This window comes from Ignavibacteriales bacterium, from assembly GCA_016709765.1.
In the GTDB taxonomy this organism is placed as follows: domain Bacteria; phylum Bacteroidota; class Ignavibacteria; order Ignavibacteriales; family Ignavibacteriaceae; genus IGN3.
The window spans coordinates 34,874-49,170 of the sequence record JADJMD010000010.1 but is presented as its reverse complement, the minus strand read 5'-3'; the positions used below and the strand labels follow the sequence as shown (position 1 = coordinate 49,170).

Annotated in this window: 9 protein-coding genes; 7 read left to right on the top strand and 2 right to left on the bottom strand. The window is 32.5% G+C overall.

All coding sequences use genetic code 11. The features are described 5' to 3' along the window. The first annotated feature begins 191 nt into the window (after positions 1-191). The 4 genes from IPJ23_05780 (at position 192) to IPJ23_05765 (ending at position 7,711) form a co-directional block, all read left to right on the top strand. Positions 192-2,237 carry a sugar transferase gene (locus tag IPJ23_05780; GenBank protein ID MBK7630197.1) on the top strand — a complete coding sequence of 682 codons (2,046 nt, stop codon included), beginning with the start codon at positions 192-194 and terminating at the stop codon, positions 2,235-2,237. Positions 2,238-2,332: 95 nt separating this feature from the next. Continuing rightward, positions 2,333-4,084 carry a hypothetical protein gene (locus IPJ23_05775; protein ID MBK7630196.1) on the top strand — a complete coding sequence of 584 codons (1,752 nt, stop codon included), beginning with the start codon at positions 2,333-2,335 and terminating at the stop codon, positions 4,082-4,084. Positions 4,085-4,211: 127 nt separating this feature from the next. Further along, entirely contained in the window at positions 4,212-5,912 is a 1,701-nt protein-coding gene (locus tag IPJ23_05770) for an OmpA family protein (GenBank protein ID MBK7630195.1), read from the top strand. Between the two features lie 857 nt (positions 5,913-6,769). Next, a complete protein-coding gene (locus IPJ23_05765) occupies positions 6,770-7,711 on the top strand; it encodes an SDR family oxidoreductase (protein MBK7630194.1) in 942 nt (313 codons plus the stop codon). A 10-nt stretch (positions 7,712-7,721) separates the two neighbouring features. Here IPJ23_05765 and IPJ23_05760 read toward each other — a convergent pair whose 3' ends face one another. Beyond that, positions 7,722-10,439: a hypothetical protein gene (locus IPJ23_05760; protein ID MBK7630193.1), complete on the bottom strand. Its 2,718-nt coding sequence runs from the start codon at positions 10,437-10,439 to the stop codon at positions 7,722-7,724. Positions 10,440-10,452: 13 nt separating this feature from the next. Further along, the gene (locus tag IPJ23_05755; GenBank protein ID MBK7630192.1) at positions 10,453-10,986 is read right to left on the bottom strand and encodes a hypothetical protein; all 534 of its coding nucleotides are present in this window, start codon (positions 10,984-10,986) and stop codon (positions 10,453-10,455) included. A 521-nt stretch (positions 10,987-11,507) separates the two neighbouring features. On the opposite strand from IPJ23_05755, the gene IPJ23_05750 reads away from it, so the two are divergent. The 3 genes from IPJ23_05750 (at position 11,508) to IPJ23_05740 (ending at position 14,297) form a co-directional block, all read left to right on the top strand. Beyond that, entirely contained in the window at positions 11,508-11,729 is a 222-nt protein-coding gene (locus IPJ23_05750) for a ferrous iron transport protein A (protein MBK7630191.1), read from the top strand. Beyond that, positions 11,726-13,759, top strand: a complete 2,034-nt coding sequence (gene feoB, locus IPJ23_05745; GenBank protein MBK7630190.1) for a ferrous iron transport protein B — start codon at positions 11,726-11,728, stop codon at positions 13,757-13,759. The genes IPJ23_05750 and feoB overlap by 4 nt, the downstream gene beginning before the upstream one ends. Positions 13,760-13,847: 88 nt before the next feature. Next, positions 13,848-14,297, top strand: a complete 450-nt coding sequence (locus IPJ23_05740) for a transcriptional repressor (GenBank protein MBK7630189.1) — start codon at positions 13,848-13,850, stop codon at positions 14,295-14,297.

Sequence of the window (14,297 nt, the reverse complement as noted above, 5' to 3'; positions counted from 1 at the left end):
TGGATATATATTTATATTTAGGTAGAAGATTTGGTGAATATCCAATGGTGAAGAATAGCAACAACCCTTTTGATTATCTTATAAAAAGTTATGTGTGATTATATATTAAATACCTTTGATTTTAGTTGAAAGAGGAAAATTAAAAACAGCTAAAGCAAGGTTTATTGTATTTTATGAAATTAAGAGAATAAATGTTTAAAAGTTTTAAGTTGAAAAATACGCAGGAAACAATTTCAGATTCAAAATCCTCAATTGAATCGAGCGGTAATATCTTATTCTTGAATGATAGTAATACACATTTTTTGTTAAACAATGCTTTAGTATTAGGTTTTTATGCTATTTCGTTTTTTATTTTTTATTATTTAAAAAACAGCACACTAGAACTTTCAGAAAACTATGTGAAGTTGTTTAATATATCAATGACAGCAATACTCGTTACATTGTTCCTTTCTAATAAATATAACCTGACACGCAAACATTATATCCGTGAGATTTTTAGAAAGCTTTACATCTCACTTATTTTAACGCTGGGTATGATAACCTTGCTTGTGTATTATCTGGATGTTTTGAATATATCCAGAACATTTGTAATAAGCTTTGTTCTAACCGGATTTATGCTTGAAATAATTTATTTTTATGCAATATCCGAGGGGCGAAAAAACATCAACCTGGGACAAAAAATAAAAATATCTTTTGCATATCTTATTGCGGATGCGGCTATACTTAGTATTGTAGTTTATTTGGAGATAATAAAAACAATCGGCCTTGAAAATTTAAACAAGAAAAAATTGTTAATGCTTATAATTGTTTATTTTTCGTGGTTTTTCTTCGCAGCAATAACGCATAAATTCGACCCTATAGGCAATAGTAAAAGCAGATTGACTGCCATCGGACTACATATAAAATATTATTTACTTGTGGTATCATTTATTTCTTTTACGGTTTTCTCGCTTGGTATAAGGGATACGCACTGGCATTACTTTATGCAGGCGGCATTTACATATTCTATTGCATCTTTCATTTTATTTATTTTTCTTTTTTTTGATAGAATAGAAGCAAAGACCGATGAGATAACATCTGTGTTTCTAAAAACATTTGAGGTTAAGGGCCCGGCAAATGCGCCGGTAGTAAAGAACACAAATGAGAAGTATAGTTTTTCAAATTTGGAGGTAGTAGGGTCATTACTAAAGAACAAACTTGAATCTGAATTATTAAAAAATTATAAAAATGTTTTTGATTTTCTTAACAGAAATATTTCACTTGTAACATTTGACAACAGGAAAACCTTTTTAGTTAAATCAGCTGATCCTTTCAACATGCAGGTTCTTAATAATAACAGTTTTCAGATGATAATAAACCTTCATGAACTAAATGATTTTAGAAGAATTAATGACTACCTGCGAACAATTAATAATAAACTGTTAAAGGGCGGCGTATTTGTAAGTTCAATAATCCCAAATAAAAACCGGCATATAAGATATAGTTCAAAATATCATTCTGTGCTTGCAGATATTTTATATTTTTTTGATTTTTTATGGAAAAGAGTTATACCCAAAATTCCACTGCTTAGAAGAATTTATTTTTTGATTGAAAAAGGAACAGACCGTGCTATATCCCTTGCAGAGGGATTAGGAAGACTTGTATTTACGGGTTTTGAAATTCTTGATCTGCAGGAAATAGACAGTGCAGTTTATTTTATTGCGGTTAAGGCAAGGGATGTAAGTTCAGATAAGGATCCTGAATACAGTCCAATATTCAGGATGAAGCGGGTTGGTAAAAACGGTAAAACTATATTTGTATATAAGCTAAGAACAATGCATCCTTATTCTGAATACATTCAGGATTTTGTGTATAAACAAAATAGTTTGGGTGATGGAGGGAAATTTAAAGATGATTTTAGAATACCCGGCTGGGGTAAATTTTTAAGGAAGTTCTGGATAGATGAATTGCCGATGCTGGCAAACTGGATTAAAGGCGATTTGAAATTTGTGGGGGTAAGACCGATAAGTAATCACTATTTAGGTTTATATTCGGTTGAACATCAGCAAAGGAGGAGGGGATTTAAACCCGGACTGGTTCCACCATTTTATGCTGATATGCCTAAATCTATTGAAGAGATTGAAAAATCAGAAAGAGACTATTTAGAGTCCTATGAAAAACATCCGATAATAACGGACGTAAAGTATTTTTTTAAGATACTACATAACATTTTATTTATGAAAAAGCGAAGTGCTTAAGCGCCGGTAATTATAAAAAAATATTATAGTGTATAAAATTTATTAAATATTTTGGGTCAGCACTATTATCAACAAATAGAATAATTGCAGGAATAATGTTTAAAGAAGCTTACGTAATACTGGTCTTAGTATTTATTGTTTCAATTCTTAATAATAAATCATCCTTTGTTTATGCCCAGGTGGTATACATTCCATTGGAAAACGGAGTGTATAATTTTCTTGAAAGAGAAAATTTAAAAGGGTTAATTGAACTTAATGATGAGGTGAAACCTTTTACAAGGCTATATGCAGCAGAAAAATTAATTGAAATATCAGATGCCGTTAATAACAAATTGGAGATTGAAAAAGGGATAGTATTGAGTGATGTTGAAATTGATGAGTTAGATTTTTATTTGAGGGAATATTATTATGAAGTACAATGTTTAAGACCTGTGTCGATTAAAGAACAAAATTCAGAGAATTCAGAAATAATAACAGATTTATCCGGCACAGATAAAATAATATCCTTAAATGATAGAAAAATAAAGGAACGCTGGTTTTTGTTCAGTTACAGTGATACACTTTTTAATTTAAAACTCTCCCCTATTGCCGGATACGGCATCTCGTTTTCTGAAAATGGAACAGGTCATTCCAGGTGGATAGGATTGTCATCATATACAACATATTCTGATTGGTTTGGAGCAAGTTTTGATATACGGGATAAAGGTGAATTCGGGGAGACTTTTGATAAAGATAAATCATTTACTGAAGTAAGAGGTGCCTGGTATAAAACAGCACCGGATGGAATTGAGTACAGCGATGTAAAAGGAAGTATAAGTTTTAACTGGGGATGGGGAAACGTTTCCCTGATAAAGGATTACGTACAATGGGGTCATGGTGAATTCGGGCAATTAATTTTGTCGGATAAAGCACCTTCATATCCCCAAATACGGCTAAATTTAAATCCGGTATCCTGGTTAAGATTTTCCTATATCCATGGCTGGTTAAACTCTTTAGTTCTTGACTCAGCCGCCTTTTATTATGCATACCCCGGTACACCCAACCAACTATTAAGAAAAAGTTATTTTAATAAATACATTGCAGCAAATTTAATTACAGTAACTCCGTGGGATAGAATAGATATATCTGCTGGCAATGCAATTGTGTACAGCGGAGATTTAAGACCCGAGTTTTTTATACCTTTTATGTTTTACAAATTTTTGGATCATAATACCGGCAGAGGCGATGTGGGTGACGGCAATGGTATGCTGTTTTTTGATTTATCAGTTAAGTATCCGCAAAATTTTAAGTTCTATTCAACCTTATTTGTTGATGTAACAGAGATACGCAATATCCTGGAAAATAATTTTAATAATACATGGGTAGGGCTTACACTTGGCGGAAAAATGGTTGACCTGATGCTTCCAAATTTAGATTTAACTTTAGAATACACAAGAATTAATCCCTGGGTATATGAGCATAAAGATGAATTGACAAATTATCAGCACCTTGAATATACATTAGGCCATTGGCTGGGTCAAAATGCCGATCAGATTAGAATGGAGTTAAATTATCAAGCATTAAGGGGTTTGAGGTTTATGATATTTATCGAAAAATTAAGAAAAGGCGGCCTTGACGATATTTATTATGCATATCACGATATTAAAAATAACGGAAGATCTTTTTTATATGGTCCGTTGAGAAAAGAGTATCGTACCGGATTAAGTGTTAATTATGAGTATCAGCACGATCTTCATATAGGAATGAAATACACATATTCAGATATAAAAGATGAAGACGATTTAAGAATTAGTGAGTTTAACGACTTAAAAAATATATTAGAATTTTCTATTTATTATCAGTTGTAATTAAACATTAAATAGAAAATTATATTTATATTATTAATGTTAAATAAGCTAAAATATTGTTTGCAAACATCAACTATTTCTAAAGTATACCATAAAACTAATTAGTCATTAAATTTTAGGAAATAAAATGAAAAATTATTTCATCCTTGCTGTGTTCATTTTTATTACCTCCTCTTTCGCTCAAAACAGAGAGGTTAAAAAATACAATCCGCTTGCTTACAAATCAGGTTTCGGATTTGGAGGAGGAGTTACTTACACCTTTTCTGATTTTAAAAATGCTGAGTTCGATTATATAGCAAACCTGATGGGAGATATTTATTTCCCTTCCACAAGTAACGGTGTATTTGGTATATCAGGTACAGGCACATTTGGTTATGCAGCCGGAACAGGAAGGCCGACTTATAGGGTAGCTTACCCGCCGCTTACTGAATTTAGAACACAGTTAATTATGTTTACCGGAGGTTTAAGTTATACTTATACTTACTGGAATTCAGTTTACCCGTATGCAGCCGCTCATATCGGCTGGATAAATTATCAGCCCAGAGATGTTGATGGTAATGACCTGGAAAGAAATAAACAAAATAGATACAGCGTAAATAACTGGTTTGCCAACGGTGAATTGGGTATAAAATTTATGGTAAGTGAGCAAGTTTCCTTAAACATTGCCGGTACGTTGAATTATCTGCCGTTTGATAATTTTGATGATTCTCCTAATTCAATTACAGGAGGTTCTGATAATGACATGTTCTTTACATTTGCCGGCGGAATTCAGTTTTATTTTGGGGGGATAGAAGATTCTGATAATGACGGTGTTAGCGATGATGAAGATATGTGTAACGATACACCTCCATATGTAAAAGTAGATGAATCAGGTTGTCCTTTAGATTCAGATATGGATGGAATTGCAGATTATATGGATAAGTGCAAGGATACCCCTAAATATGTTGTAGTAGATTCTAACGGATGTCCTTTAGATATAGATAATGATGGTGTGCCGGATTTTCTTGATTTGTGCAACGATACTCCGTTAGGAGTTAAAGTTGATACTCGAGGCTGTCCATCAGATACAGATGAGGATGGTGTACCTGATTATAAAGACTTATGCCCGGGTACAACAATTGGCACTGAAGTAAATAAATGGGGATGTGAGGTAATTGAGGAAGTTGTAGAACCAATTAAACAAACTGAATTTGTTTTTAGCGGCGGAACAAACTTTGAAATCGGAAAGTCCGAGCTTCTGCCTTCTGCATATACAGAATTTGAACAAGTTATTAAAGTTATGAATGATCATCCTGAAACTAAATGGGAAATTGAGGGGCATACAGACAACACAGGATCAGATAAGATGAATAAGGAATTGTCCTTTGAACGAGCAAGATCTGTTTATAATTATTTTATTAATAATGGAATTAATCCTAATAGATTAAAAATATATGGTTACGGCCCGGACAGACCGATTGCTGATAACAATACTGAAACAGGCAGAGCATTAAATAGAAGGGTAGCTATTGTATTGATGAATAGTAACATGTCAGTTACTGAACAGAAAACAGAAGTTAACAAAGATAATAAGCTATATGATAGTTCTAAAGAACGAAGCGTAGGTCAAATGATTTTTAGCGATGGAAATATGTACTGTGTACAGGTTTCATCATGGCGTACAAGTGAAAAAGCAGAAAACGAAGCGAAACGCCTTCAATCTAAAGGCTTTAACTCTTTTATTGAAATTGCGGATATAAAGGAACTTGATGGAAGATGGTATAGAGTGAGGATTGGTTATTTCAATTCTCTTAATGAAGCAAATAAGATTAGAGAAAGAGTAAAGTAAATCAGTTTAAAACCAATAAGTCTTATATTTGAAAAATTAGAAGCCCCGACAGCCTCGGGGCTTCTAATTTCTTGCCTCTTACCACTTAATAATAACTATTATTTATAAATTCCACGAAAATCCTTTACACCAATATTTGGAAAATTTCTAACATCCACATTTTAAGAGGAATAATATAGCGTAAATATTGCAGCCTGGTTTTGGGTAAGCAGTACACCGATCTGGGCATTGCTTCCGGGAAGTTTTACATTAACGCTTATTGTTGTATGAAACTGTGCTTCTAAGTACCAGGGAGTTTCAATTTTAGAGTCTCCCCTGTTAGTTACAGTTCCCTTTGCTACAAGTTGTAGTCTATTGGAATCGAGATAAGTTGTATCAACTGAAAATACGAGATTCTTTATATTAATTTATTTCACTTAACTTTTTTCTTTGAAGAAAAGTTATAACCTGACTGCAGGCAGGCAGGCTAGCTGCGTTCAAACAGCATTTATCTCTGATCCTTTCACTGCGTAATATTTTTTGATCCTTCGAAAAGCTCAGGACAGGCACCATCCTTTTGATGAGCAAATACAAACACAATAATTCTTATAATGTGGATTAATTTAAATGAAATCAAATTAATTCCGTGATCCGCCGCGGCGGTTTTTTAAAATCTTGTTCTGACGGAGATCGTGATTTCTTTCAAGAGAAAAGTAACTTTAATATTTATTTGCAGATTTCTTATTAGGAAGGAAGTTAGAGAATACGGTATTGCTGCTAATTTCTTATATATTATTTATTTAATTTTACTATTATAATAATTAACTAAGAACTAATCTGCCGAGGCGGAATAAACACCAAATACTTAAAGGATAATTTTGGCTACAGCAGTTATTACCGGTGGTTCAGGATTTTTAGGATCTCATCTTTGTGATAGGTTATTACACGAAGGCATGAGTGTAATTTGTATTGATAATTTATTAACGGGTAGCATAGATAATATTCAGCATCTTTTCGCAAATCCTAAATTTAAATTTATACATCACGATGTAACAAACTTTATTCATGTTACCGGCAAAGTTGATTACATATTGCACTTTGCCTCACCTGCAAGCCCTATTGATTATCATCAACTGCCAATTCAAACCTTAAAAGTTGGGTCGATAGGAACTCACAATGCATTAGGGTTAGCGAAAGAAAAAGGTGCTCGGTTTTTACTCGCATCAACATCTGAGGTTTACGGTGATCCTTTAATGCATCCTCAAAAAGAAAATTACTGGGGAAATGTTAACCCAATTGGGCCACGGGGAGTATATGATGAAGCCAAGCGATTTGCGGAAGCACTTACTATGGCATATCAAAGATATCATAGCTTAAGCACACGAATTGTTAGAATCTTTAATACATACGGTCCAAGTATGCGATTAAAAGATGGACGAGCTATCCCAGCTTTTTTTTTACAAGCATTAAACAATCAGCCAATTACTATTTTTGGAGATGGAAGTCAAACACGCAGTTTTATTTATATCGACGATCAGGTTGATGGAATATTTAAGTTATTGTTCTCAGATGAAAAGGAACCTGTCAACATTGGAAATCCGGAAGAAATAACAGTTAAACAAATGGCCGAGGAAATAATTCAGTTAACAGGATCAAAAAGCAAAATAATTTATGAACCTCTTCCAATAGATGATCCTCGAGTTAGACAACCGGATATTTCAAAAGCTAAAAGAGTTCTCGGTTGGGAACCAAAAGTTCATCGCTTGGAAGGCTTAAAAAATACAATGGATTATTTTATTGAAAAACTGAAAATAATTTAATTAAAAAATACTAGCTACTTTTCTTAGGCGTTACGTATGATTTTAAACCAAGTGTGATAATGAAGTTAGCAAGATCTTTACCATCAATGTACATCGTTCCGTTTTTGATGCGTTCAGAAAATTCGCCATTAGTGACAACAAACTTTCTTTTTATTTCGTTTGCTGCCGGTTTAAAGTGTATAACCTCTTCATAATCTTCTTTTTTAACATCTGTTGTAAGTAAACATTTTCCGTGAAGATTAACGGGAGTTGTTCCCTTTCTGGAGGTTCCTATTATGTAAAACATAGGGTCCTCATCAATATCCATAACACTTAAATCTCGATAGCCTAAATAACTAAAGAAGAATTTCATTAGAGTTTTATAACCGGTAAGATCAATATTTTGAAGTTGTTTGATAAGTTTTGTACGTTCACTATTTACTACTTTTATAAACTGATCATTCATACCAAATATATAAAGCCAGTCTTCCATCGTAATTAGTTCTGAAAGAGATTCGCTTTTAAGATTGTCGAAGAGGTAACGGTTATTAAGTCCTCTTTCCTCCATAAGCCGATTAAGTTCTTCTTCAAACGTATTTTTGATGTGGTAGTTATAAACTACAACAGGTGCATGAACAATTTCATTAATACCCATCTCATCATCGTTTTGCCATCTTGTAACAGGGTTCCACCATGTATCGAAATTAAATATATATTGAACTTTTGTAAGGTTAATATTTATTCTTGATGGCTTTAAATTGGTTAGGAAAATAGTAACAGTACGCCGATCATAAAATTCTGTAAGAGATTGTTTAAGTTCTTCTGCAGACATGCCATTTCTGCCAACAACATATTTGATATTATTCATTTCAAGAACTTTTTCAATTTTCTTTAATCCATTTACATCATATTGAGTAAAGATCATTCCTTTATTTTTATTTCCCGAAATAGCTTCAACTTGCTCTATAAGTATATTTGCTTTTGGACTAATATTTCGGAATGCTGAAAAGTTTAAAATCTGTTTTAACTTGTGGATAATTGTAAAAATATTCGATTGAAATCTTAACGGATTTGGGCTATCAAATAATTCACTCAGTTCTTCTTTTGATTGAGCAAGAGCTTCAGAATATTCAAATAGCTGCATCTCATCAAGCTCAAGCCAAATATCTTTTACAGTTGTTACCGGATCATCACCCTGTATTTCAGAAAGGGTTTTACCAAATGTATTAAAAGAAACTTTTTGTGTAAAATCAAATTCTGAAAGAAATTTCTTACCAGCCTTTCCATTATTTATAGCAGATAGAATCCATATATATGACGGTTCAATCTTATTTACTATTTCATCAATCTGATTAGGTGAAGATTTAATATTAACTAGTTCATCAAATAATATAAGATCCAGTTTACTAAAATCTTTAAGTTCAATTTTACCTAAATCGTTTATATCAAGAAACCAGATAACTGATGAGCCTTTAATCTTTTTATTTGTACCTGGTTCATATTTTTTAATTTTAAGATCTTTTGTAAAAGACTTTAATGATGGTGTCCAATTAGTTTTAAATCTTGTAGCATCGCTAATTACCAGAACAGATTTTATGCTTCCTTTTTTTGATAAGTAACCAAGAGCAGCCGAAGTTTGATCAAACTTCTCAAAACCAAGTTCATCATTTAGTACAGCAAAGTTATTTGATGTAAGAAACTCTGCAGATTCAAGTTCATAATCCGAAAGCGGATTTATCATTTTAGAATACTCTGCCCAGCCAAGTTCTCTAAAAGATGATAACAAGGATAGAATATTATTTTTAGTAAACTCTGAAACAGAAGAATCATCAAGTACATCAATTACAACCGGTTCAAGATTTTTTTGTTTGATTACAACTTTTTTAACGACGGTTTTTGGAATGTCGATTCTAACTTTAAACACAGGATGTGCAATTTCAAAAGATGGAGAATAAAATTGAATATTTGCCGGAAGCATTTCTTCAATCGGAACAGAGTGAGACTCAGTTAAACTTTTAATTAGATCATCTATTCCGGGTACATCAATTTTATCTACCAAAGGAAGAATAATTTCATCTATCTCAATTTTTTCAGAGTCCACTAATGCATCATCAAACTTTTCAACATTAAGTAGTTCTATGTTATAAATTTCCGGGATAAGATTCGCCAGTTCATCAGTTACGTCTGGTTCTGTTATTAAAAGAGGAATTTCATTTATAGATATATCGGAAAAACTAACATTTTTATCATAGGTTTGAACTACATCAACTGAAAAATTTGACGATTGATCATAAGACTTTGGAGGTTTTGCAATAAACAATTCCGATTGATCAAACAAAGTTGGAGTCTGAGCAATAAATATAGATGATTGATCAATTATTTCAGGTATTTGCGGAAGTGATGATTTAAGATCTATAATATCAGGAGCCGAAAGAACTTTTTCTTTCATCGTATACAGCTGTGGTCGGGTTAACCCAAAAAAGATTAAGTAAGCTTTTGGTTTATCAATTAAATAGCTCTGTCTAATCTGGGGAATTTTATGGACACTCAATTTAAATTTTAATTTTAGTCCATTCGGTTCTATTAATTTCTCAACGGGTATATTTTCAACTTCATCTACAGAATAAATTTCTGTTACATTCCCGTTCTCAATTTTTGGAACGCGAAGCCATTTGGCAAAATGGAAGTCATCCGTGGTTTCTAATTTAGAAACTCTAGAAGCTATTTTTGATCTTGCGGAACGGATCATTTATAATAGTTTCTTAGTCGTTTGTGCGTTGCAATTGAACTTGCTCGCAAGCTGCTTTAAGTCTTTCAAAAGGTTCAGAAAGATTTCGCGCTTCAGCAATTTTTTCTAATCGTTCTTTAATACCTTTTAATTCCTCTTCAAATTTTTGTGATGTTTCCAAATAACCTTTTGCTGAACCATTTAAAGGAGTGTTTAGTAATTCTACTGCGGTGTTGTTTCTTGATTTTTGTTTTTCATCTGATAATAATCGTACTACTCTTATTCCCTGTTTGTTATTTGCACCCAGGAACAGAGGATCTTTTACAACAATCAGATCAATTTGCTCATTAACAGCATTAAGAAGTGGAACTGAAATTAATTCAACTAGAATATGTTCAAGTAAGACATCACCATACAAAGTTTTCTGAAAACTTGTTGGACGAATTGGTGCGGTAACTCTAAATTCTAATGGTTTGGTCTCAGCATCTGTTACTAATATTGCCCCCATTACTCCTCCGTTTTCACTAAGAGTGTAAGTTTCTAAAAAAGCTATTTTTGCGATCTCCATTTTATTTCTCCGATTTTTCAAATAGTAAAAATTATTTATTGCAGGAACTGTTTTTCAAGATTAGTGCCATTATTTGACAATATTGACGCCCCTGCTAAAAGGCTTGAAAAATGTAAAAAGGTAAAAGAATAATTAAGCACTTAAGACAAATTTGACGGCTAAAACTCTTGTTAGTTAAATAAATCAAGCAATTTATTTGTAAGAAGTAAGACTGTAAAATCTTTACAATATTTTCCTATAAAAACTACCTATTGTAATTATACAAGCTAAGTAAGTAAAAATCGTATTAGTGTAAATAATTTTACAAGTTTGGCAGGTTTTACCGTTTATCTCAAATGCTGAGCTTTTCATTGTGCTTATAAGTTAGACAGAACTTATAAATCATATTTTTCCTTACTGATATGATATCAACAGAGAAAGCAGAATGAACGATAGTAAAATAAATGATAATTAATATCTTGACAGTTAATCAAACTTAAGCTAATTTTATATAGACTAAATCTAAATAATAAACAAAAATTATGAAAACAGCTTCAGAATTAAATTTTGGTGAAAGAGCAATAATAAGTGATGTTGATAATTCACATCCATCCTTCAGAAGAATTTTAGAGATTGGATTTACACCAGGACAAGAAATTGAGCTTGTAAATTCATCAGCATTTAATGACCCGTTAGCTTTTGCATTAAGAGGTACTTTGATCGCAATCAGAAAACACGAAGCTGACTGTATAATATTGTCATGAACACTGCTTCCTTAGAGAAGTTACATCTTATAACATTAGTAGGCCCACCAAACTCCGGTAAAACAACTTTATTTAACTGTTTGAGTGGAAAAAATTATAAGACTGTAAATTATCCAGGCTCAACTGTTGAATACTCCACTTGTAAAATCCAAAGTAAATTTGGAATAAATGCTGATGTCTTGGATTCACCTGGAATAATAAGTTTAAATCCAAACTCCCCGGATGAAGAAATTTCTATAAACTCGTTATATAATCATCCTGAATTTGGATCACCACATTTATTGATTGCAACAGCGGACGCCAGCCAGATATCACGCCATTTATTATTATCAAAACAATTAATTAAATCCGGTTTTAATGTGATAGTTGCATTAACCATGAATGACATCCTCGCAAAAAAAGGATATGAAATTGATGCTGATAAATTAGCTGAAGAGCTAGGCTGTGGTGTAATTAAAGTTGATGGTAGGAGCGGAAAAGGGATAGATAAGTTACTTAGTTGTTTAAAACCTAAACTAAACAGTAATGAATCGATTGAAAGAAAAATAGCACATAAAGTTTTTGAAAATAATAGTAAAGAAGATCTCCTAAATCTTTATAAAGATATTGAAAGGATAGAACAAAGTGTAATCGTTCCAATTAAGGAAGTAAAAGAGCCAAATCTTAAACTAGCAAATGAAAAATTAAAAATATTAAATCCAACATTAAAATATGGAAGTAACAGACCCGATGAACGTACATTAAAAATTGATAAGTATTTATTAAGCAGACGCTGGGGTTTAATTTTCTTTTTTTTAATAATGGCGTTTACATTTACTTCAATTTTCTGGATTGCTGACCCGTTTATGAACTATGTTGATGACTTTTTTGGGCTACTTTCATCATCTGCCACCGGTTTATTAGGGAACACTTGGTACAGCGATTTGATTGCTGATGGAATCATTAGTGGAACTGGTTCAGTGTTAGTTTTTCTTCCTCAGATTTTAATTCTGTTTCTTATTCTTGGATTACTTGAAGACACCGGATATTTAGCACGTGGTGCAATGTTGATAGACAAACCCCTATCCAAAATTGGGTTAAACGGCAAATCATTTGTTCCAATGCTATCCGGGTTTGCATGTGCTATACCAGCAATGCTCGCCGCCCGAACTATATCAAACAGGAAAGAACGTTTACTAACTATTTTTATTATCCCATTGATGAGTTGCAGTGCAAGATTACCTGTTTATGCCCTACTAATAGCTTATCTAACTCCTAAGGACAAAGTATGGCTTGCAGGTATTGCATTAGCTGTAATTTACATCTCAAGTATTTTAGGATCATTAGTAATAGCGGCTTTTATTAATAAATTTAATAATAGAATTATAAAAGCAACTGATAGTTCATCATTTATACTTGAATTGCCAGCTTACAGAATTCCGAAAATAAAAAACGTAATCAGAAATTCTTTTGAAAATGCAAGGCAATATATTTTTAGAGCAGGACCAATAATATTAGTTCTATCTATCGCTATCTGGTACTTAACATATTTTCCAAATCATAGTCCGCAAATTAATACTGAAGGGTTAACACAAGAACAAGCTGTGCAAATGATAAAAGCTGAAAGACTTTCAACATCATATGCCGCAGATCTTGGTAAATTTATTCAACCGGTAATGAGACCGTTAGGAATGGATTGGCGAATTGGTGTTTCATTAATTGCTGCATTCGCTGCTAGAGAAGTATTTGTGAGTTCACTTGCAATGATATTTAAAGTTACTGATGATGATAACCTGCAATCCTCTATTTTGCATGCGATGAAGACAGCTGTTAATGAAGATACGGGTAAACCTTTGTTTACTGTATCAACAATAGTAGGATTAATTGTTTTTTTTATTTTTGCGATGCAATGTTTATCCACTGTTGCAGTTTCTAAAAAAGAAACCGGTGGATGGAGAATTCCGGTTTTACAAATAATAATTTTTACAACAACTGCATACGTATTTTCATTAATAACCGTCCATGTTTTGCGACTAGCAGGATTTAATTAATTCAATGACAATCTAATTTAGAGCAGATTTAATCTTGATATTAGTGCATTGTAAATTTATTTTAATGAAGTAATAAGCGAGTAAATAAGTGAGAAACGAAAAAGCAGCTGATATCTTCAGGACCTTTCTAAAAACAGGTAAAAGCCGCATCACACCTGAAAGATTTGAAGTGCTGGATGCAGCTCTTGAACACAAAGGCCATTTTGGTGCTGATGATCTTTTCATCCAATTGAAGAATTTAAAATCTAAAGTTTCCCGAGCTACAGTTTATAATACATTAGAACTATTAGCGCAGTGCGATTTATTAAGCAAAAGGAATTTTGGGGATAATCTTAACAGGTACGAAAGTAATTATAAACGCCAAACTCACGATCATCTTATTTGTGTGGATTGCGGTAAAATTGTTGAATTTTCTGATGTTCGATTGGGTAAGATTCCACAGGAAGTAAGTGATAAGTTAGGATTTGAAATGGACAGTTACTCTTTTAATATTTTTGCTCGTTGCAAAAATAAAAAAGACTGTAAGGTTGGGAAATAG

Coding starts and splice junctions, on each gene's coding strand:
- IPJ23_05780 (MBK7630197.1), top strand. CDS start 192: ATGTTTAAAAGTTTTAAGTTGAAAAATACGCAGGAAACAATTTCAGAT.
- IPJ23_05775 (MBK7630196.1), top strand. CDS start 2,333: ATGTTTAAAGAAGCTTACGTAATACTGGTCTTAGTATTTATTGTTTCA.
- IPJ23_05770 (MBK7630195.1), top strand. CDS start 4,212: ATGAAAAATTATTTCATCCTTGCTGTGTTCATTTTTATTACCTCCTCT.
- IPJ23_05760 (MBK7630193.1), bottom strand. CDS start 10,439: ATGATCCGTTCCGCAAGATCAAAAATAGCTTCTAGAGTTTCTAAATTA.
- IPJ23_05755 (MBK7630192.1), bottom strand. CDS start 10,986: ATGGAGATCGCAAAAATAGCTTTTTTAGAAACTTACACTCTTAGTGAA.
- IPJ23_05750 (MBK7630191.1), top strand. CDS start 11,508: ATGAAAACAGCTTCAGAATTAAATTTTGGTGAAAGAGCAATAATAAGT.
- feoB (MBK7630190.1), top strand. CDS start 11,726: ATGAACACTGCTTCCTTAGAGAAGTTACATCTTATAACATTAGTAGGC.